At 72.3% G+C, this 19,421-nt stretch carries 17 protein-coding genes; 3 read left to right on the forward strand and 14 right to left on the reverse strand.

Going from position 1 to position 19,421, the window contains the following annotated elements:
* The 3 genes from ABT336_RS22420 to ABT336_RS22430 form a co-directional block, all read right to left on the reverse strand.
* Positions 1 to 631, reverse strand: a 631-nt coding sequence (locus ABT336_RS22420; RefSeq protein WP_350898747.1) for a maleylpyruvate isomerase family mycothiol-dependent enzyme, incomplete at its 3' end; no start/stop codon positions are given.
* A 291-nt stretch (positions 632 to 922) separates the two neighbouring features.
* On the reverse strand, positions 923 to 2,848 hold the full coding sequence (locus ABT336_RS22425; protein ID WP_350898716.1) for a KedN5 family methylcobalamin-dependent radical SAM C-methyltransferase: 1,926 nt from the start codon (positions 2,846 to 2,848) through the stop codon (positions 923 to 925).
* A gap of 86 nt (positions 2,849 to 2,934) precedes the next feature.
* Complete coding sequence (locus tag ABT336_RS22430) at positions 2,935 to 3,672, reverse strand: class I SAM-dependent DNA methyltransferase (RefSeq protein WP_350898718.1); 738 nt, start codon at positions 3,670 to 3,672, stop codon at positions 2,935 to 2,937.
* Positions 3,673 to 3,910: 238 nt separating this feature from the next.
* Here ABT336_RS22430 and ABT336_RS22435 point away from each other — a divergent pair, with 238 nt between their 5' ends.
* Complete coding sequence (locus ABT336_RS22435) at positions 3,911 to 4,276, forward strand: VOC family protein (protein ID WP_350898720.1); 366 nt, start codon at positions 3,911 to 3,913, stop codon at positions 4,274 to 4,276.
* A gap of 37 nt (positions 4,277 to 4,313) precedes the next feature.
* Positions 4,314 to 4,724: a DUF3224 domain-containing protein gene (locus ABT336_RS22440; protein WP_350898722.1), complete on the forward strand. Its 411-nt coding sequence runs from the start codon at positions 4,314 to 4,316 to the stop codon at positions 4,722 to 4,724.
* 64 nt (positions 4,725 to 4,788) lie between these two features.
* Here the strand turns inward: ABT336_RS22440 and ABT336_RS22445 are convergent, their stop codons facing one another.
* The 11 genes from ABT336_RS22445 to fabD form a co-directional block, all read right to left on the reverse strand.
* Positions 4,789 to 6,348 (reverse strand): ABC transporter ATP-binding protein, encoded by a 1,560-nt coding sequence (locus tag ABT336_RS22445; RefSeq protein WP_350898724.1) that lies wholly within the window; start codon positions 6,346 to 6,348, stop codon positions 4,789 to 4,791.
* A complete protein-coding gene (locus tag ABT336_RS22450) occupies positions 6,345 to 7,136 on the reverse strand; it encodes an ABC transporter permease (protein WP_350898726.1) in 792 nt (263 codons plus the stop codon). Before ABT336_RS22450 ends, ABT336_RS22445 begins: the two co-directional genes overlap by 4 nt.
* Positions 7,133 to 8,089: an ABC transporter permease gene (locus ABT336_RS22455; RefSeq protein ID WP_350898728.1), complete on the reverse strand. Its 957-nt coding sequence runs from the start codon at positions 8,087 to 8,089 to the stop codon at positions 7,133 to 7,135. Before ABT336_RS22455 ends, ABT336_RS22450 begins: the two co-directional genes overlap by 4 nt.
* A complete protein-coding gene (locus ABT336_RS22460) occupies positions 8,086 to 9,606 on the reverse strand; it encodes an ABC transporter substrate-binding protein (protein ID WP_350898730.1) in 1,521 nt (506 codons plus the stop codon). The genes ABT336_RS22455 and ABT336_RS22460 overlap by 4 nt, the downstream gene beginning before the upstream one ends.
* A gap of 133 nt (positions 9,607 to 9,739) precedes the next feature.
* Positions 9,740 to 10,939 carry an NAD(P)/FAD-dependent oxidoreductase gene (locus ABT336_RS22465; protein WP_350898732.1) on the reverse strand — a complete coding sequence of 400 codons (1,200 nt, stop codon included), beginning with the start codon at positions 10,937 to 10,939 and terminating at the stop codon, positions 9,740 to 9,742.
* A gap of 6 nt (positions 10,940 to 10,945) precedes the next feature.
* Positions 10,946 to 12,184, reverse strand: coding sequence for a beta-ketoacyl synthase N-terminal-like domain-containing protein (locus ABT336_RS22470; protein ID WP_350898733.1), 1,239 nt, complete (start codon positions 12,182 to 12,184; stop codon positions 10,946 to 10,948).
* Positions 12,181 to 12,411, reverse strand: a complete 231-nt coding sequence (locus ABT336_RS22475; RefSeq protein ID WP_350898735.1) for a phosphopantetheine-binding protein — start codon at positions 12,409 to 12,411, stop codon at positions 12,181 to 12,183. The genes ABT336_RS22470 and ABT336_RS22475 overlap by 4 nt, the downstream gene beginning before the upstream one ends.
* Complete coding sequence (locus ABT336_RS22480) at positions 12,408 to 13,373, reverse strand: chlorinating enzyme (RefSeq protein ID WP_350898737.1); 966 nt, start codon at positions 13,371 to 13,373, stop codon at positions 12,408 to 12,410. Before ABT336_RS22480 ends, ABT336_RS22475 begins: the two co-directional genes overlap by 4 nt.
* 1 nt (position 13,374) lies before the next feature.
* On the reverse strand, positions 13,375 to 15,171 hold the full coding sequence (locus ABT336_RS22485; protein ID WP_350898739.1) for a non-ribosomal peptide synthetase: 1,797 nt from the start codon (positions 15,169 to 15,171) through the stop codon (positions 13,375 to 13,377).
* A gap of 3 nt (positions 15,172 to 15,174) precedes the next feature.
* A complete protein-coding gene (locus tag ABT336_RS22490; RefSeq protein ID WP_350898741.1) occupies positions 15,175 to 16,119 on the reverse strand; it encodes a DUF6039 family protein in 945 nt (314 codons plus the stop codon).
* Between the two features lie 74 nt (positions 16,120 to 16,193).
* A complete protein-coding gene (gene fabD / locus ABT336_RS22495; RefSeq protein WP_350898743.1) occupies positions 16,194 to 18,476 on the reverse strand; it encodes an ACP S-malonyltransferase in 2,283 nt (760 codons plus the stop codon).
* A 110-nt stretch (positions 18,477 to 18,586) separates the two neighbouring features.
* On the opposite strand from fabD, the gene ABT336_RS22500 reads away from it, so the two are divergent.
* Positions 18,587 to 19,421, forward strand: an 835-nt coding sequence (locus tag ABT336_RS22500) for a phosphopantetheine-binding protein (protein ID WP_350898745.1), incomplete at its 3' end; no start/stop codon positions are given.

Consider the following 19,421-nt stretch of genomic DNA (forward strand, 5'->3'; position numbering starts at 1 on the left):
CGAGGTCGGCGTGGTGCCGGCGTCGCGTCGCCAGCAGACAGAAGTCGACGGCCGGGCCGGTGACGCGCTGGTCCGCGTCGGCCGGGCCGAACTCCCACACCTTCCCCGACGGCGCGGTGATCTCGAACCGCATCTGCACGTCCGGCACGTCGATCTTCCGGGCCAGATAGCCGAAGTCCCAGGTGCGTACGGCGAACCCGACCAGGTGGCCGATCCGGTCGTCGTGCCGCCTGCGGATGCCGAGTGCGTCGGCGACGTCCTGCCCGTGTGCGAACAACTCCATCATCCCGGCACAGGCCAGCACGGCGGCCGGAAGCGGCCGCACCAACCACGGCACCATGTGGTCGCCCGGCAGGGCGCTGAGGGCGCGCTCAGCGGCGACGCGCTCCTCGCGCCACCGCCGCAGCAGCTCCGGCGGCTCCTCGGCCAGGTATCCGGCGAGGGCCGCATCCACGTTGGCGCTGAAGTCGGGCGTGAGGCGGGAGACGACCGCCGAGAACCGCCCGGCATCCGACGCCGCCAGAGCGGCGAGTTTGAAGGTGGCGGCCAGGTGGGCGATCTGGTGGGCGACCGTCCACCCGGGCGCGGGGGTCTCGGTCCGCCAACCCTCGGTGTCGAGGTCGGCGACCATGGCGTCGACCTCTCCGCCGGCAGCCACCAGGTCTGAATACACGGTAGAAGGTGACACGTGGTACTCCTCGCCTCGATTCCGGTCCCGACCGGGTGCCGCCCGTCGGGGGCACCCGCTGACGTCCGCGCTGTCGCCGCGGGGGGGTCAGTCGAGCATGCGGGTCCGCTCTCGTCGGCGTCATCTCTGGTCGTGCTCGCCGCTGCGACGAGGTGCCGACGGGCACCGGGCGCCTGTTCACCACCGAGCCGGTCACCCGACCCGGTCACCGTCGGCCGTCCCGTACGAGGTGGGTCAGGCCGGCTGCGGGGAGGAATCCTCGACGGGGCGCAGGGGCGTCCCGGCCGGTCGGGACTCCCCCATGAAGTGCACGATCTCCTCGTGATTCGTGGAGGTCACGGCGTTGAGGGCGCCCCGCCGGTAGTAGACGTCGACGACGACGGGCCGGGGGTCCGGGGTGACCGTCGCGCCGCAGCGGAGCCGGGCCAGGACCTCCGGCACGTCGAAGTCGAACCGGACGTCGACACGGCGGAAGAACTCGACCCCGCCGACCTCGACCAGCGGCAGGTCGGTGGGCTCACAGACCGGCTGGGTGAGCAGGTCGTACCGGTAGACCTCGTCCAGCAGGGGCCGGACCGGGTCCGGCAGCCGGGGTGCGACCTCCTCCTGCCACCACAGCTCCAACGCCCGCCGCCCCGCCGAGGTGGTGAACAGGTAGCCGATGGCCCGGGCGTACGCCGGGGCACCTCCGCCGTGTCCCCGCTCCGCCGCCTCCCGCAACGGCACCGCCTCGGCCCACCCGGTGGTGTCGGCCCAGTCGGCGAGGCTGTTGAGCACCCGGGACTGCTCCCACCCGGCCAGCTCCCGCAGGGGCAGCCAGACGTGGCGCAGGACCGCGTTCTCCGCGATCACCCGGGCCCAGAACAGGAACCGCTGCATCCGGGCGTTCTCCGCGAACGACATCGTCCGGTGGGACAGGACGTACTGGAAGTCGTCGTGGTCCCCGCGCAGGGCCACGATCCCGTGGGCGGCCATGTTGTCGGCGTACTCGGTGTTGGGCAGGAGCATGATCGGGTAGACGGCGATCCTGGACACGTGGCGGGCCAGTTCGTCGTACCCGCGCAGGAAGGAGTCGACGGTCTCCCCCGGGGCACCCCAGATCAGCTCGGCGTAGCAGTCCAGCCCCTCCCGGTTGAGCCACTCCACCAGTTCCCGCCAGTCGTTGACCTTCATGTTGCGCCGACGCATCAGGGTCAGCGCCGTGTCGTCCAACGACTGCAGGGCCAGGGTGAACGAGCTGCGCAGCCCGGCCTGCTTCATCCGCCGGACGATCTCGTAGAACACCTTGGACTTGTTCTTGGCCCAGGAACTCTCGAACGCCAGCGGGAACCCGTACCGGCGTTTGATCTCGATGAGGTCGTCGACCAGCTCCAGGTCGATGGGCATCATCCCGAAGTTGGCGTCACAGGCGACGACGGTGTGCACGCCCAGCTTCGCGAACAGCTCCAACTCGGCCCGCAGCCGGGCCCGGGAGAAGGCCCGTACCCGCTGCCCGACCGCACCACCCCAGTAACAGAACGAGCACTTGTACGGGCAGCCCCGGTTGGTCTCGATCAGGGCCACGTCGTACCGGAACCGCCCCTGCGCGTCGACCAGGTCGATCGCGCCGGTGAGGAAGGGTGAGGGGATGACGTCGAGATCCTCGATCCGGGGCCGGTCGGGGTTGGTGGCCACCGTCGCGTCCGGTCGCCACCAGGACGTACCCGCCACCTCCCCCAGGTCACGCGGGGAGGTCCCGGCCAGCCGGGCCCGGACCAGCTCCCGGAACGTCAGCTCCCCCTCCCCGTTGACCACCACGTCGACCTCGGGGTGGAGCCGGAACACCCGCCCGGCCTGCCCGGTGACGTGGGTCCCGCCGAAGATCGACCAACCGTCGGGATTGAGCTGCTTGAAGGTGGCGGTGAGCGCCCCGAAGGCCCGCTGGTTCCACCCGAGGACCGAGAAGGCCAGGACGTCGGGCACCCCGTCGGCGAAGAGCCTGTCGGCCATCTCGCCGTGGGTGACCCCGCCCCGGAAGTTGCAGATCGTCACCTCGACCCGGTCACGGAGGTCCGGGTCGGCCAGGATCATCGCCTTGAGGTAGCCGGCCGCCAACGGCATCGACTCCAAGGGCATGTCCCACACGCCCTGCTGCACCAGCACAACCTTGAGACTGGGCACGTCGGCCTCCGACGTAGGGGGAACGAGTAGTGGAGGGGAAGGCGGACCCCGGGGGGCCGCCTCAGGGGGGTGTACGCGCCGGTCCGTCACTTCCGGTAGATCGAGATGTACCGCTGACAGGAGTCGACGAGGGGCCGCCCGGCCCAGTCGGCCCACTGCGCCTCCAGGGTCAGACCCGCGACCCGGGCCATCAGGTCCATCTCGGAGGGCATCACCGACCGGACGTACATGGGGAAGAACTTGATGCCGTCGGCGCCGAGGACCGCGAACTGGATCGCCGACCGCTGGGTGATCCGCTCCCGACGGGTGAAGGTCATCAGGACGTGGTCCTTCTCCACCCGCAGGGTCTGGGTCCGCTGTCCCCTGTCGTAGCGGGCCGGGTCGGGGATCGAGCACTGGACGACGAAGCGTCCCCCGGGCTCCAGGACGTCGGCGACCCGCTCGAAGCACCGGATCTGCGACTCCTGGTCGGTGACGAAGGGCAGGGTGTCGAAGACCGCGTACGCCATGGAGAACGTGTACGGCAGGGTGAAGTCGGTGAAGTCGGCGACGTGGACCGTCACCCTGTCACCCCCGGGCTTGGCCTTGAGCTTGCCGAGCATCCCCTCGGAGGCGTCGATGCCGTGCACGTCGATGCCCCGGTTCGCCAACGGGACGGCCACCCGGCCGGTGCCCACCCCCAGTTCCAGCACCGGGCCGTCGCCGGCGTTGTCGGCGAGCCACTGGATGGTCTCCTCGGTGTCCCCCGGGTCACCGGCCCAGCCGAAGTCGTCGAACAGGTCCGCGATCGCGTCCCCGTAGGTCGACAGCTCGAAGCCCTCCATACCCGCACCTCTCTCGCGCCCGACTGACCGGGCGGACCGGCCAGGCAGGCATCGTGACCTGCGGGATCGGTCGGCCGCTGCACCGTTGTGAGCACGACGGCAAAGTCCGTTCCGACGGTCGGGGAGAACGGTCCGGACGGCTCCCGCCACCCGCCGCGTCGTGCCTTTGCCGACGCCGTGAGCGTTGTTACAGTGACCGTGCCCTTGCTGGGCGCAACCAATCATGGGGAGATACGGCATGGCTGTCGGTCGTTGGGCGGCAGTGACACTGGACTGCGCGGACGTCACCGAGTTGGCGGAGTTCTACGAGCATGTGGCGGGTCTGAAGGCGGTCCAGGTCAGTGAGACGGGCGCGTACCTGAGCAACGGCGACGGTGTCGCACTCGCCATGCAACGGGTCGAGGGTTACCGTGCTCCACAGTGGCCGTCGCAGGACGTGCCCCAACAGTTGCACCTCGACCTCGCGGTCGACGATCTGGATGCCGCCGAGGCCGAACTGCTCCGCCTCGGTGCCGCCAAGCCGGCCGACCAGCCCGGCGATGGCAAGTGGCGGATCTACCTGGATCCGGCCGGGCATCCGTTCTGCGCGTCGGTATGGAACTGAGCCGTGTGTTGATCACCTGATGAGGAGAACCGGCACCATGAGTTCGACCGTGACAGCCTCCTTCAAGATCGAGTCCTGGGACGAGGAGGAGTGGCAGGAGTCCCCGGAGGGCATGAAGTTCTCCAAGGCCCAGGTGACGAAGACCTTCACCGGTGAGTTGTCGGGGACCAGCCGGGCCCAGTTCCTGTTCGCCTACGGTCAGGGCGGCAACGGCTACGTCGGCCACGAGCGGCTCGACGTGAGCATCGGCGGCAGCAAGGGAAGCTTCGTCCTGCAACACCAGGCCGTCGGACTGGTCAGCGACGAGGGCGGTGCCGAGTGGCACATCGTCCCCGGCACCGGGACCGGCGACCTGGCCGGAATCCAGGGCACCGCGAGCATGCGTCGGCTTCCGGACGGCGGCCACACCTTCAACCTGACCTACGACATCCTCGACGAACTGGTCTAGGCGCACCCGGGACGGGCCGTCGGCATCCGCCGACGGCCCGTCGTGGTGTGCGGGTCTCGCCCCCTCAGCCCACCGAACCGGACCGGTCCGCCACCGGCGTGGCGGCGGCGACCAGCGCCCGGGTCACCTCGTGCCGGGGGGTGCCGAGGACGTCGTCCACCGGGCCGTCGTCGACGACCCGCCCACCGGAGAGGACCACCACCCGCTCGGCGTGCCGCGCGACCACCCCCAGGTCGTGGGTCACCATCAGCAGCGCCACCCCGAGTTCGGTGCGCAGCGAGTCCAGCAGGCGCAGGACCGCCGCCCCCACCTGGGCGTCCAGGTTCGACGTCACCTCGTCGCAGATGAGGACGTCCGCTCCGGCCGCCAGGGCCCGGGCGATGGCCACCCGCTGCCGCTGCCCACCGGAGAGTTCCCGGGGAAGCCTGTCTGCCAGCTCCTCCCCGAGCCCCACCAGCCCCATCAACCGACGGGTCTCCGCCGCCGCCTCGCCGGCGGTGAGCCCCCGGGCCCTTCGGACGACCCGCCCGATGGCCGCCCCCACCGGGCGGCGGGGGTTCAACGATCCGGTGGAGTCCTGCGGGACGAGCTGGATCCGGCGACGTTCGGCCACCGGTCGACGGCGCAGGGTGGCCGCCAGGGTCCGCCCGCCCAGGGTGACCCGTCCCGCCTGCGGACGCAGCGCCCCGGTGACGCTCTGCGCCAGGGTGGTCTTGCCGCATCCGGAGGTTCCCAACAGGGCCAGGGACTCCCCCGCGTGCAGGCGCAGCGAGACGTCGTCGAGCACCACCCGCCGTCCCCGTACCGCTGTCAGTCCGGTCACCTCCAGGACCACCGGGCCCGGCGGAGGCGGGGCGGCCCACCGGTCGAGTTCGGTTCGCAGGTCCGCGACGGCGGCCAGCAGCCGCCGGGTGTAGGCGGCCCGGGGATGCCCCAGGACCTCGGCCGTCGGCCCCTGCTCGACCACCTCCCCGTCGTGCAGGACGACGAGGTGGTCGGTCATCCTGGCCGCCGCGGCGAGGTCGTGGGTGATGAACACCAAACCCACCCCCCGCCGGTCGGCCAGGTGACGCAACTGGCTGAGCACCTGCTCACGGACCAGCCCGTCCAGGCCGGTGGTCGGCTCGTCGAGGATCAGGACCCGAGGGTCGCCCGACATCAGTCGGGCCAGGGCGAGGCGCTGCTGCTGACCGCCGGAGAGTTGGTGCGGGTACCGGCGCTGGAACGCGGCGTCCCCCGGGAGTCCCACCTCGGCCAGCCTGGTGGCCACCGCCGCCTCGGTCCGGTCGGTGGCCAACTCCCGCAGCTGCCGACGGATCCGCAGGGTGGGCGTCAACGCCGACGGCGGATCCTGCGGAAGGTAGCCCAGAGCCCGGCGGCGGACCCGCCGGACCTCGGCGGGACCGGCCCGCAGAACGTCCTCGCCGTCGACCAGGACCTGACCGGCGACCACCCGCAGCCCCGGACGGACCGCGCCGACCAGGGCCAGGGCCAGGGTGGTCTTGCCGGCACCGGACTCCCCGACCACCCCGATCCGGTCCCCGTCCCCGACGGTGAGGGTCAGGTCCCGCAGTACGGGCCGCCCGGTGGTGTCGGCGATCCGCAGCCCCCGGATCTCGATCATCGCAGCACCCGGCCGACCAGTCGGTCGATCCCCAGGTTCGCGGCCACTGTCATCACCCCCAACAGGACTGCGGGTACGGCTACCCCCCAGGGGGTCAACCGGATCCCCTCGACGTTCTCGCTGATCATGGCGCCCCAGTTCGGACCGCCGGAGCCGAACCCGAGGAACCCGGCGGCGGCGGTCAGGGTGACCGCGATGGCCAGCCGGGTGCCGAAGTCGGCCAGGACCGGACGGATGATGTTCGGCAGGATCTCCCGGAAGATCACCGACAGGTGGGAGTCCCCGGTGGCGTACGCGGCCACCACGTACCCGTCCTCCACCGCCCGCAGGGTCTCGGCCCGGGTGACCCGGGAGACGAACGGCGTACCGGTCAACACGACCACGGCGGTCATCGTCGTCGCGCTGTACCCCCACCCGTGCAGGAGCACCAGGAGGATCAGCACCGGGGGGAGTCCCAACAGGACGTAGTCGAGGCGGCTGACGACGGTGTCGACGACCCCGGCGAAGTAGCCCCCGGCCAGCCCGAGAAGCAACCCGAGCAGTGTCGCCAGGACGGTGGCCACCACCGGGACCACCACCAGGGGACGCCCCCCGGCGAGGACCCGGTCCAGGACGTCGCGGCCGGAGTTGTCGGTGCCGAGGGGGCTGGCCGGTGAGGGGCCGCTGTAGGGCAGACCGACGATCTGCTCGGGTGCCCCGGCCAGGAGCGGCCCGAACAGGGCCACCCCCACCACCGCGAGGACGACGAGGACCAGGCACCCGACGGCGACCCACCGCAGCCGACTCACCGCCCGGCCACCCGCAGCCGTGGGTCGACCGCCATGACCACCACGTCGGCCAGGACGAACGCGACCACGATGATCGCTGCGAGGAGGAGCCCGACCCCCTCCAGGACGGCGGTGTCGTGGTTGCGGACCGCCGCCACCAGGGTCTGCGACAGCCCGGGGTAGTTGAACACCACCTCCACCACGGCGGTCCCCCCGAACAGGCCACTGAGCAGCCAGGCGAACGTCTGGGCGCAGGGCGGGACAGCCGCCGGGAGCAGGTGCCGCCAGACGACCACCCGCTCCGGCAACCCGGCCAGCCGGGCCGCCTCCACGTGCGGCGTGGCATCCGCGTCGATCACTGCGGCCCGGACGATCCGGCTCGCCCAGGCCGCACCGAACAGGGTCAGCGCGGTCACCGGGAGGACCAGGATCTCCGGCCGGTCCAGTGCGGTCCCCCCGAGCGGGGGCAGGGAGATCGCCGGCAGCACCGGGAGCAGGTCGGCGAAGACCAGGACCAGCAGCCCCGCCACGACGAACTGGGGAATGGAGACGGCCACCACGGCGACCGCCGACAGGGTCCGGTCGAGACGCCCGTCCCGGCGCAACCCCGACACCAGGCCCAACCCCATCGCCAGCGGTACGCTCACCGCCGCGGTCACCGCGACGAGCAGACCGGTGGCGGCCAACGGCGCCGCCACCAGATCCACCACCGGCTGCCCGGAGACGCTGCTGACCCCCAGGTCCAACCGGATCGCCCCGGCGATCCACTCGACGAACCGGCCCGGCCACGGCCGGTCCACGCCGAGTTCGGCCCGGCGCTGTTCGACCTCTTCGAGTGTGGCGTCGGGGCCCAGGGACGCCGACGCGGCGTCCCCGGGCAGGACCTCGGAGCCGGCGAAGAGCACCACGGCGACGACGAAGAGGGTCGCCACCGCCGCGCCGAGCCGCCGGACGAGGAACCGCAGGCCCGTCACGCCGGGCCGGTGACCCGGTCGAACAGTTGCACCGACTGCACCATCCGCACCCCCTCGATGCCCTTGCGGCCGGCGTCGAGCTGCTCCTGGAAACCCCAGAGCAGGTCGCCGCCCTCGGCGTAGAACTCCTCCTGGAGAGCCCGGAACGCCGCCTCCCGCGCCTTGTCGTCCGGGGTGGCCTGGGCGGCGGCGAGCTTGCCCTGGTACGCCTCGGAGGTGCCGGTGACGTTGAACGGGGCCTTGGCGTGGGTGACCGCCGACAGGTGCACCGCCGCCGGCCGGTTGCTGTAGTAGAACGCCTGGAACGGGTGGGTGGCCAGGGTCATCAGGTCGGCGTAGTAGGCGTCCGGGGAGAGTTCCTCGAGGGTCAGCTCGACCCCGGCCTCCTTGAGCTGCTGGGCCAGGAGCCGGCTGGCGTTCAGCATCCCCGGGACGATCTCCCCGGTCCGCAGGGTCAGCGCGGTGACGCCCGCCTCGGCGAACAGCCGCCGGGCCTGGTCGAGGTCCCGGGCCCGGGGCGGCAGGTCGGCGTACCCGGGGAGCTTCATCCCCACCACGTCGTCGGCGGTGGTGCCGTACCCGAGAAGGGCGTTGTCGACAAGGGCCTGCCGGTCGGCGGCAAGTCGGACGGCCTGCCGTACCCGGGGGTCGTCGAAGGGCTTGAGCTTCTGGTTCATCGCGAAGGAGAGCGCGTTGGCGTTGGCCGGGCCGCCCCGGTGGACGACGAGTTCGCTGTTGGCGGCCTCGGTCCGGGCCCCGGTGGCGCTGATCCCGATCGCGTAGTCGACCTGCCCGGCCTTGAGGGCGGAGAGCCGGGCCCCCGCGTCGAGGATCCCGACGACGTGCAGTTCGTCGACGGTCGGGCGGCCACCCCAGTACTGCTCGTTGGCGACCAGGCGGGTGGTGGTCCCGCTCCGCTCGGCCAGGGTGTACGGCCCCGACCCGATCGGCTTGGTGAAGTCGGTGAGCCCTTCCGGGAAGATCGGGGAGAAGACCACCAGGACGGCCTCCTTGAAGTCGCCCCGGGGGGCCAGCAACGGCACCCGTACCGTCAGGTCGTCCACCGCCGTGATCTTCGGCAGGTCCACCAGGGCGTAGACCGAGGCCCGGTTGCTCGGCTTGGTCCCCAGTGCCCGGAGGCTGTGCACCACGTCGGCGGCGCGCAGCGGTCGGCCGTCGTGGAAGGTCACCCCGGAGCGGAGCTTGATGGTCCACTCGGTGGCGTCGGCGTTCGGCTCGACCGACTCGGCGAGCTGGTACTTGTACTCGCCGTTGTCCAGCACCATCAGCGAGTCGTAGACGTGCCGCATGACGATGAGGGTGGCGCCGATGCTGGTGGCCAGCGGGTTACCGGCCTCGCTGTCGGTCACCGCGTGCGGTGCGCCGATCTTCAGCGACGGCACCGACGCACCGCCGCCACCCGAGGGCCCACCGGCGGGCTCGGCGTCGTCGCCGCACCCCGCGAGCAGCGGCGCTCCCACCACTGCTGCTCCGGTGAGCAGCCCGAGTCGGAGCACCGCACGACGATCGTAGAACCTTGCGTCCCCCACTGTTCCTCCAAACGTGCCCTGTGCCGAGTACGTCGTGATGACGAGGCCCTGACAGTCGCCGACCGTCGGCACCGGCGTCTGCTCAATAGGAGGCGCTGGGTCAGGCGTTGCCCGCCGGTGCCGCCATCAGGGCCAGCAACTCCGGGGTGTACAGGTCCCGGAGCCCGACGATCCCGGCCACCGCGTCGAAGTAGCGGGTGGTCAGCTCGGGGCTGCTACCCACCGCCCGGAGCAGGGCGCGGCGCTTGTCCCGGGCCTCGGCCTGGGCGACCAGGAGGGTGGCGGAGTAGTTCTCGGTGAGCAGTGCGGTGCGGCGACTGTCGTAGTCGGCCAGGGCGGCGTCGAGCCGACGGGCGTCGTCCACCGTGTCGCCGACCGCCTCGGCCAGGAGCTCGGCCTGCAGGAAGGCGTCGGAGATGCCCCGGGCGGTCAGCGAGTCCTTGTGGTGGCCGGCGTCACCGACCAGCGCCCACCCCGGCCCGTGTGCCCGGCGGAAGAAGTTCTGCTGGTCCCCGGTGCCCTGCACGGTGCCCACCTGCTCGGCCCGCTCGATCTGGGCGTACAGCGCCGGGGCGTTGGTCCGGACGTTCTCCAGGTACGCGGCGAACGCGTCGTGCCGGACCTCGTCGAACCGCTGCTGCGGGTGGTAGGCGGCGACCAGGACCGCCCCGTCGTTGGTGGGGACCGCCGACACCCACCCGGTGTCGCCCTCGTACATCTCGAAGTGGGTTCGGGGGCCGTTCCACAGACAGTAGTAGGCGCAGGTCAACGGGGGGTGTTCGGTGGTCTTCTCCGCACCGACCAGGGAGGCGACCCGGGACCGCATCCCGTCCGCGCCGACCACCAGGGCGGCCCGGTCCTCGCCGTCGCCGCCGGGGCCGGACCACCTGACCCCCACCACCCGGGCACCGTCGTGGACCAGCCCGGTCACCCGGCAGTCGTCACGGAACTCCGCCCCGGCCGAGACCGCCGCCTCGGCGAGGATCGGGTCCAGGACGGTACGGCGGGGGGCGTACGCCGCCCGGATCCCGTCGACACCGCTGCAGGAGCCCTCCACCCGGACGTCGCCGAGTTCGTACACGACGTGGTCCAGGGGCGGGGCACCGGAGGCGCGTACCGCGTCCAGGACCCCCCACCGGGCCAACCTGGCCACCCCGGGCTGCTGGATGTAGAGGGTGGAGAGGGTGTCGGCGGGGAACCGGGCGCGGTCGAGCAGGAGGACCCGGTGTCCCTGGCGGGCCAGGAGCATGGCGGTGGGGGCGCCCGCGCAGCGGGCACCGACCACTATGACGTCGTACATCGGTGTCTACCCTTCGTCGGGGGTGCGGGCGAGGACGACGGCGGAGTTGATCCCGCCGAAGCCGAACCCGTTGGACAGCGCGTACCGCAGGTCGGCCGGACGGGCGACGGGCCCGACGAACCGGAGCCGGGGTTCGACCGGGTCGTCCAGGTTCGGAGTGGGGTGCACGAAACCCCCGCCCAGCTGGGCGACGGTGGCCACCGCCTCCACCACCCCGGCGGCCCCGAGACAGTGCCCGGTCAGGGCCTTCGTCGAGTTCACGAAGGCCCGGTCCACCCCCGGACCCAGGGCGGCGACCAGGGCGGCGGCCTCCACCTCGTCCCCCCGCCGGGAGGCGGTGGCGTGGGCGTTGACGTAGTCGACGTCGGTGGGGGCGAGACCGGCGGCGGCGAGCGCGGCCCTGATCACCCGGATCTCGCCGTCGAGGTTCGGGGCGGCGGACCGGTCCCCGTCCAGGGCGAGGGCGTGACCGGCCACCACCGCCCGGGGCGGGACCCCGCGACGGGTCGCCGACGCCGTCGACTCCAGGACCAGTGCCGCGGCGGCCTCCCCCGGGACGAACCCGGACCGGTCCCTGTCGAACGGACGGCAGGCCCGTCCCGGGTCCGACGTCGGCTCGGCCAGGGCCCCCAGGACGGCGAAGGCCCGCCGGTGCAGGGGGGTCAGCTCACAGAGCGCCCCGACCAGGAGGCAGCAGTCGACGGTCCCGGACGCCACCAGCCGGGTGGCGTGCACCACCCCGACGTTCCCGCTGGCCGAGGCCCCGCCGACGGTGCAGCCCTCACCGGTGGCGTCGAAGACCTCGGACAGCGTCCCCACGTGGTCGGTGTCCAGGGCGTGCAGGGCGAACCGGGCCGGCAGGTACGCCGGGTTCTCCTCCCACCCGGGGCGCAGGTCGTGGACGTACCGGGCGGTGAGGTTGTGCCCGGCGACCACCACCCCCACCCGGTCACCGGGGATCGGGAAGTCGGTGAGGCGGGCCGCCGTCCACGCCTGGACGGCGGCGGCGACGGCGACGCGTACCGGCCGGGGGGACCGCCCCGCCGACCGTAGCGCCCGCCGCCGCAGGGGGGTGGAAGCCCCGGCGACAGCCTCCGGGAACGACCAGTCGGTCACCGGGGCACCCAACCCGTCCGGGGTGGCGACGATGCCGGTACGCCCGGCCCGCAGGGCGGCGGTGAACGCCGCCACGTCGGCCCCGATCGCGCTGACGATCCCGGTGCCGGTCACCGCCACCCGGTTCACACGTGTCTGCCCAGCAGCTCGACGATCGTGTCGAGGTCGTTGACGTCGCGGAACTCGGTGATCGGCACGACGACCCCGAGCCGCTCCATCGACAGGGTCACGATCTCGGCCCGGTCGATGCTGGTGCAGCCGAGGTCGGCCAGGGTCCGGCCGGGGGTGACAGCGTCCGGGTCGACCTCCGGGACCACCTCCAGGAGGCTGTCCCGGACGACCTCGAAGACGGTCACGCCCCGGCCGCCGGAACGCTCGGGGCGACCCGCCGGGCGAACGGGTACCCCACTGTGGTCTCGGTGGCCATCCGGTTGTGCGGGTTGTCGTTCTCCCCGGCCACCAGGACCGAACCCCACCGGTCCAGGGAGACCGCGCCGCCGTACTCCTCGATGACGTCGGTGTCCGGGTACACGTCCACCGACGTGGGGACGTACCGGCCGGCGAACCCGAGCCGCATCTCGTCGGTCCGCCCGGCGTGTGGGAGGGAGGCGTGCATCAGGGTGGACCAGAACATGATCGCCTGCCCGGGACGCATCACCATCGACACCGCCTGGGACTCGTCGGGCTTCCAGTCCGGGTCGATCTGCAACTCCCGGTAGTCGTACCCGAAGAAGCCCCGACGGACGCCCTCCTTCTCCCTGCTGTTGATGCCGGTCGGGTCGTAGTGCATCCGCTTGGTCTCGTCGTAGAACATCGTCCGGTGGGTGCCGGGGATGAACTGGAGACAGCCGGTCTCCTCGTTGGCCTCGGTGAACGCGGTCCAGACGGTGATCGTCCCGCCGAAGTCCCGGGCGTCACCGGGCCAGAGGATCTGCGGCTTGCCCGAGGCGTTGGCGAAGGTGTCCGCCTGGTGCCAGTCGGTGCCCTCGTCGCCCGGGTACTTGGGGAAGAACTCCGAGCGCCAACACTGGACGTTCGGGCCGAGGACGCTGGTGACCCGGTCCACCACCCGGGGGTGGCAGATGTGGTCGGCCAGGAAGGCGTTGTCGAGGTGCCTGTCGTAGTTGGAGATGTTCGTGTTGCCCGACAGGGCCTTGTCGTCCCGGTAGGCGGCGTTCGAACGGTCCATCAGGCGCAGCCGTTCCCGCCGCCACCGGGTCTTCATCTCGTCGACGTCGTACACGTCGAACGGACCGAAGAACCCGTTGCGGTGGAAGTCGGCCAGCTCCTGTTCGCTGAGGGTGTGGGACTCGGCCATGTCAGCCTCCTACCTGCTGGAGCGCCCCGTCGGAGCGCACGGTACGGATCACCCGGGCCAGGCAGGTGATCGTCGGTTCGTCGAGTTCGGCACCGGTCAGGGCGACGTCGAACCGGTCGTTGACGGTCGCCACGATCCGGGTCAGGGCCAGCGAGGTGGCCCCGTGGTCGAACAGGTCGCCGTCGACCGGGACGTCCCGGCGGAGCACCTCGTCGACGACGCCCTTGACCACTGCGGTGACCGGGTCGACCTGCGGAGCGGACGGGGTGGACGGCACCGGATCGGCCACTGCGGACCGCAGGGCCGCCAGGTCGGTCTTGCCCTGCCCGGTCACCGGCAGGTGGGCGAGGACGTGGAACCGGGAGGGGCGCAGGTACCCGGGCAGGTCACCGACGGCGGCGACCAGGTCGCCCTCGGCCACCGACCCGACGGGTGCCCCCGGGGTCGGCGCGACGAAGGCCACCAGCCGGACGTCACCGCCGCCGAAGTCCTCGGCGGCGACCACCGCGGTGCCCACCCCGGGCACCGACAGCAGCCGGGCCTCCACCTCCGCCGGTTCGATCCGGTAACCCCGGACCTTCAACTGACGGTCCAGGCGGCCGAGGTAGACGAGGTCCCCGTCGACAGACGCGCCCCGGTCACCGGAGCGGTACCACCTGACCCCCTCGACGTCCACGAAACGCTCGGCGGTCAGGTCCGGCCGGTCCAGGTATCCCCGGGCCACACCGGTCCCGCTGACGTACAGCTCGCCGGGCTCCCCCTCGGGCACCGCCCGACCGGCCTGGTCCCGGGGCTCCACCCGCATCCCGGGCAGGGCCCGACCGATCGGGCTGACCGTCGGGCGGTCCAGGTCGGCGGCGGTGATCCACCGGTAGGTGGCGTGGACCGTGACCTCGGTGATGCCGTACATGTTGAGCAGCCGGGGGGAGGCGTCGCCGCGCCGGGCGATCCACGGCGCCAGGGTGGCCACGTCGAGGCGTTCCCCACCGAAGACGACGAGTCGCAGGTCCAGCCCGACGGGGTCGGGTGCTGTCGCGTCGACGGCGACGAGTCCCCGGAACGCCGAGGGGGTCTGGTTGAGGACCGTGACCCGTTCCCGGCGCAGGAGGTCGAGCAGGAGCGTCGGGTTCCGGGTCACCCCGGACGGGACGACGACGAGCTTCCCCCCGGTGGACAGGGCCCCCCACACCTCCCAGACCGAGAAGTCGAACCCGACCGAGTGGCACATCGACCACACGTCCAGGTCGTCACATTCCAGCAGGTCACCGGCGTGTACCAGGAGGGCCACGGCGCTGCGGTGGGTCACCTCCACACCCTTCGGCGCACCGGTGGACCCGGAGGTGTAGATGACGTAGGCGACGTCGTCGGGTTCGGCGGGCACCCAGGCTTCGGCCTCGGTGACCGGGTCGTCCGACTCGTCGGCGTCGGTCCACAGGACCGGTCCGGACCAGTCGGCGAGGGCGTCGGCGGTACGGGTCACCGCCACTGTCAGCGGGACCCCGGCGTCGCCGAGGACGTACGCCACCCGGGCCGCCGGATTCCCGGCGTCCACCGGGACGTACGCCCCGCCGGCTTTGAGCACCGCCACCAGGCAGACCACCAGGTCGACGGAGCGGTCGACGCAGACGCCCACCCGGACTCCCCGGCGTACCCCGCACCGGCGGAGCCGGTCGGCCAGCGCCTCGGAGGCGTTGGCCAACTCCCCGTAGGTGAGCTGGTCGCCCCCGCAGCTGACAGCGACCCGGGCGGGCAGCTCGGTCGCCCGACGGGAGAACGCGGCGTGCAGGCTGTCGGGCATGCCTCACCCCTCCGACGTGGTCGCGTACATCCCCCAGTGCTGGGGGGTCAGGGCCAGGTCGGTGAGGCTGGACTGGACGAACATCCGCTCCCAGCCACCCCCGCCCTTCTCGTCCGGGATCCACTGCCTGGTGAAGACCTCCCGGGTGGCCGGGTCGCTCATCGCCCGTACGCCCATCAGGGTGTAGTAGGAGCTGATCGACTTGAGGTGGATGAAGTGGTGGATCCGGTCGGAGCGGCCGAACGCCTCCTCGTACAGGTAGATGGTGGCGTGACCGGCCAGGGCCCGGTTCCAGCTCTCGCAGAGCGCCCTGGCGAACGCCCGACCCTCCGCCCGGAACTCGTAACGCAACTCGCCGACGCGGTGCATGAGGATCCCGCAGGTGGTCGAGTCGAGCTGCTCGTCGACCGGGACGTCGGTCTGCTGCCGGGCCACCGGGACCGCGAACGTGGCCGGACCGTCGGGGGTGGTGGTCACCGAGTCCGGGGTGGACGACGAGGTGCCGTACATGCCGAACGCGGAGGGGATCAGGACGGTCTCCTGCAGACCCCCGTCGACGAACATCCGGTCCCAGGAGCCGCCGCCGCGCTCGTCGGGGATCCGTTGGCGCATGATGATGTCCCGCCATCCGGCGTCCTGGCTGCCCATCTGCACCAACGTCTCGTACGCGTGCAGGGACGAGATGTGCATCAGCCAGTGGAGTCGGTCCTTGACGCCGAAGGTCTCCTCGTAGACGAAGACCGAGACGATCCCCGCGTACCGGGTGTTGATGTACTCGGATAGTTCCCGGGCGAACTGCCGTCCCTCGGAGCGGAACTCGGCCCGCAGTTGGCCGGTCCGCTCCACGATCACACCGGCGTTGCCCGAGTGCAGGATCGCGTCCCGCGCCAGCGAGGTCTGGGCCTGCGCCACCGGTAGGACGAACTGTCGACTGGAAGTCGCGGTCATCGGCACTCCTCTGCTGTCACCGATCGGTGGACGCTCGGTCACGGTAGTTTCGGGTCGGCGTCCCGGGCTGCTCATTAGTGGCCATTGATATGTGGCCGGGCCAGCACCTCGGCGGCACCCCGCATGAGCAGGTCGGCGACCACCTCGACGTGCCGTAGTCGCCAGTCGGCGAGCGGGGTGTCCCGGACCAGCCGGTTGAAGGCCCCCACCGCCGGCCCGGTGTGGACCTGGAAGTTGGCCCGCTCTTCCGGGTCACCGCGCAGGGCGGCCTCGGTGGAGTGGGCGAAGTACCACCGGAACGCCAGGGCCATCCGCCGTCGCGGATCGGCGAGGGCCACCTCGACGGCCCGGCCGGTGGCCGCGTGGTGTCGTTCGGTCTCCTGCCACACCTGGGCGAAGGACCGGCGGAACGTGGTCCGCTCGACGGCGGCCCGGACCGACTCGGGCACCTCCTCCCACGACCCGTACCGCTGGTGGAGTTGGAGGAGCTGGTTGGCCCGGGCGGCGAAGAGGGTGCCCCGGCGCAGCACCTGCACCCGGGAGCCCAGCTCGAAGGTGTCCCCGGCCGGGGCGTACGCGGTGTCCTGCACCCCGGCGGCGGCCAGCATCTCCTTCACCAGGGGTGACGTCCCCGCCTGCGGGGTGGCCTGGTTGACCGACCCGGTCACCACGAAGTCCGCCCCGAGGACGAAGGCCGCCGCGACCGCCTCGGGGGTGCCGAGGCCACCGGCCGCGCCGACCCGGATCCGCTTCGGATACCCGTACCGCGCCATCGCCGCGTCCCGGAGCGCACCGACGTCCGGAACCAGGGTGATCGCCTGTCGGGCGTCGGTGTGTCCGGCCGAGTCGGCCTCGGCGCAGACGTCCCCGGCCACCGGGAGCCGTGCCGCGACGGCGGCCTCCTGCGGGGTGAGCAGACCCCGGGTCACCAGGTGGTCGAGGATCTGCGCCGGTGGAGGCCGCAGGAACGCCGACGCCACCTCGGGCCGGGACACCTTGGCCACCACGTGCCGGACGGCGGTCGGTGTCCCTCCGACGAGGTGCGCCCCGGCGAACCGGAACCGCACCACCGGGGCGGTGACGGAGGTGTACCCGGCGGCCTCGACGTACCTGACGTCGTGGTGGACGTAGAGGTCGGCCAGGGCGGCCTCCAGGGCCTGGTTGTCCGGCATGGCCAGCAGGTTCATCCCGAACCTGCCCGGACCTGGATCCCCGGTCAGGGACCGTACGGCCGCCTCGACCCGCTCCAGGGGGAACCCGCCGGCCCCGAAGAACCCGAGGAGACCGGCCCGTCCGAGTCGGGCGACCAGGTCGGTGGAGCTGATCCCCCGGTACATCGCACCGGCGAGGTAGGCCCAGGTCACCCCGTAGTCGGCCCGGAACCGGGGGCATCCCAGCGAGGCGGGGTCGGCGGGCGTCGGCGCAACGGCCGACGGTGCCGACCGGCGCAGGGCGGGACCGGGCGCGACAGGCACGGGTGAGGCGGGACCGGACGGAAGCCACGGGGGTGCGGCGGCCAGGACGGGGCGGAACAGTCCGGTGAGGACCCGACCGGGACCGACCTCCCGGACCGTCCGGACCCCGGCGTCGACCAGGTGACGCATCGTCTCGCGCCACCGGACCGGTCGGTGCACCTGCAACACCAGCAGGTCGGGCAGGAGGGCAGGGTCGTGGGGGCGGGCGGTCACGTTGGAGACCACCGGCACCCGGGGGGTGGCGAACCGGACCCCGGTCAGGGCCGACTCGAACTCCCGGGACGCCCGTCTCATGTGTCGGGAGTGGAACGGCCCGGCGACGGTGAGCCGTACACACCTGCCGACCCCGGCGGCCCGGACGGCGTCCTCGGCGACGGTCAGGGCGGCGTGCGGACCGGCGAGGACGACCTGGTCGTCGGCGTTGTCGTTGGCCACGTCGACGTCGTGGACGCCGGCGGCGGCGAGCAGGTCGGGGATCCGGTCGAGACCGGCCCCGACGACGGCGAGCATCCCACCGGCCTGCGCACCGGCCATCACCTCACCCCGACGGCAGACCAACCGCAGGGCCGTCTCGAAGTCCAGGCACCCGGCGGCGACCAGGGCGTTGTACTCGCCGAGGCTGTGCCCGGCCAGGAAGTCCGGCTCCGGTTCCCCGGCGAGCGCGAGGTGGCTGAGGGCGTTGACCACGAAGAGGGCGGGCTGGGCGAACCGGGTGTCCCGCAGGTGAGTCTCACTGGCGCAGATCTCAGCCACCGGCACGCCGACGACCCGGTCGGCGACGGCACACCACTCGGGGAACCTGTCGAACAGGTCACCGCCCATGCCGACGCGGTGCGCCCCCTGCCCGGGAAAGACCCACACGGACTTCGGTCTGACCGCCACGGTGGACACTGTCCGGCGGTCCGGGGGACCCCGCTGCCCAGAGTTGAGCAGCCCACCGATCGCGGGCGGACGTACGGTGCGGCCGACGAGCGTCGGGGAGCGGGAGGACCATGGACGAGCAGACCGGTACCGGCGACGCCCTCACGACGGTCCTACGGGTCCTCGTCGACGTGCTGCCTCCCGGTACGGAGGTCACCGCCGACACGCCGTTGGCCGGGCTGGGCCTCACCTCACTGGCCACCGCCCGAGCCCTGCTGGAGATCAGTACGGCTCTCGGGGTGGACCTGCCGATGGACGCCCTCCGCCGGTGCGCAGACCCCCGGGCCGTCGCCGACCTGGCCGTCTCCGGCACCGACTCCGGAGCCGGGGGGCTGCGACCTGTGGTCCGCCCCGAACCCCACCGACGGTACGAACCGTTCCCGCTCACCGCTCTGCAGGAGGCGTACCTGCTGGGCAAGAGCACCGACCCGGACGGCGTGGGATGCCACATCTACCGGGAGTTCACAGTCACCGACCTGGACGTCTCCCGGCTCCGGGCCGCCTGGGGACGGCTCGTCGGCCAGCACGACGCGCTCCGGTCGACTGTGACCACCGACGGTCGCCAACGGGTCGCCGAGGAGCCGCCGCCCTGGGACATGCCGGTGGGCGGGGACGCCGCAGCGACCCGTCGACGACTCGTGAACCGGACGTACGGCCCCGACGACTACCCGTTCTGGACGGTGGCGGTGACCCGGCTGGCCGACGGGTCGGGGATCCTGCACCTGAGCATCGACGCCCTGGTCGTCGACGGTGTCGGGCTGGACCTGTTGATCGGGCAGCTCCGGGCGGTGTACGACGACCCCGGACACGCGATCGCATCGCCGGCTGTCACGGTGGCCGACCTCGGTCGGGCGCTCGCCGACCACCGGTCCGGGGCCGGCTACCGGGCGGGGCTGGACCACTGGG

This window comes from Micromonospora sp. NPDC000207 (assembly GCF_040300925.1).
Taxonomy (GTDB): Bacteria; Actinomycetota; Actinomycetes; order Mycobacteriales; family Micromonosporaceae; genus Micromonospora.

Excerpts from the sequence above, each read along its gene's own strand:
- ABT336_RS22430 (WP_350898718.1), bottom strand. The coding sequence starts at position 3,672 with ATGGAGGGCTTCGAGCTGTCGACCTACGGGGACGCGATCGCGGACCTG.
- ABT336_RS22435 (WP_350898720.1), top strand. The coding sequence starts at position 3,911 with ATGGCTGTCGGTCGTTGGGCGGCAGTGACACTGGACTGCGCGGACGTC.
- ABT336_RS22440 (WP_350898722.1), top strand. The coding sequence starts at position 4,314 with ATGAGTTCGACCGTGACAGCCTCCTTCAAGATCGAGTCCTGGGACGAG.
- ABT336_RS22445 (WP_350898724.1), bottom strand. The coding sequence starts at position 6,348 with ATGATCGAGATCCGGGGGCTGCGGATCGCCGACACCACCGGGCGGCCC.
- ABT336_RS22465 (WP_350898732.1), bottom strand. The coding sequence starts at position 10,939 with ATGTACGACGTCATAGTGGTCGGTGCCCGCTGCGCGGGCGCCCCCACC.
- ABT336_RS22480 (WP_350898737.1), bottom strand. The coding sequence starts at position 13,373 with ATGGCCGAGTCCCACACCCTCAGCGAACAGGAGCTGGCCGACTTCCAC.
- ABT336_RS22485 (WP_350898739.1), bottom strand. The coding sequence starts at position 15,171 with ATGCCCGACAGCCTGCACGCCGCGTTCTCCCGTCGGGCGACCGAGCTG.
- ABT336_RS22490 (WP_350898741.1), bottom strand. The coding sequence starts at position 16,119 with ATGACCGCGACTTCCAGTCGACAGTTCGTCCTACCGGTGGCGCAGGCC.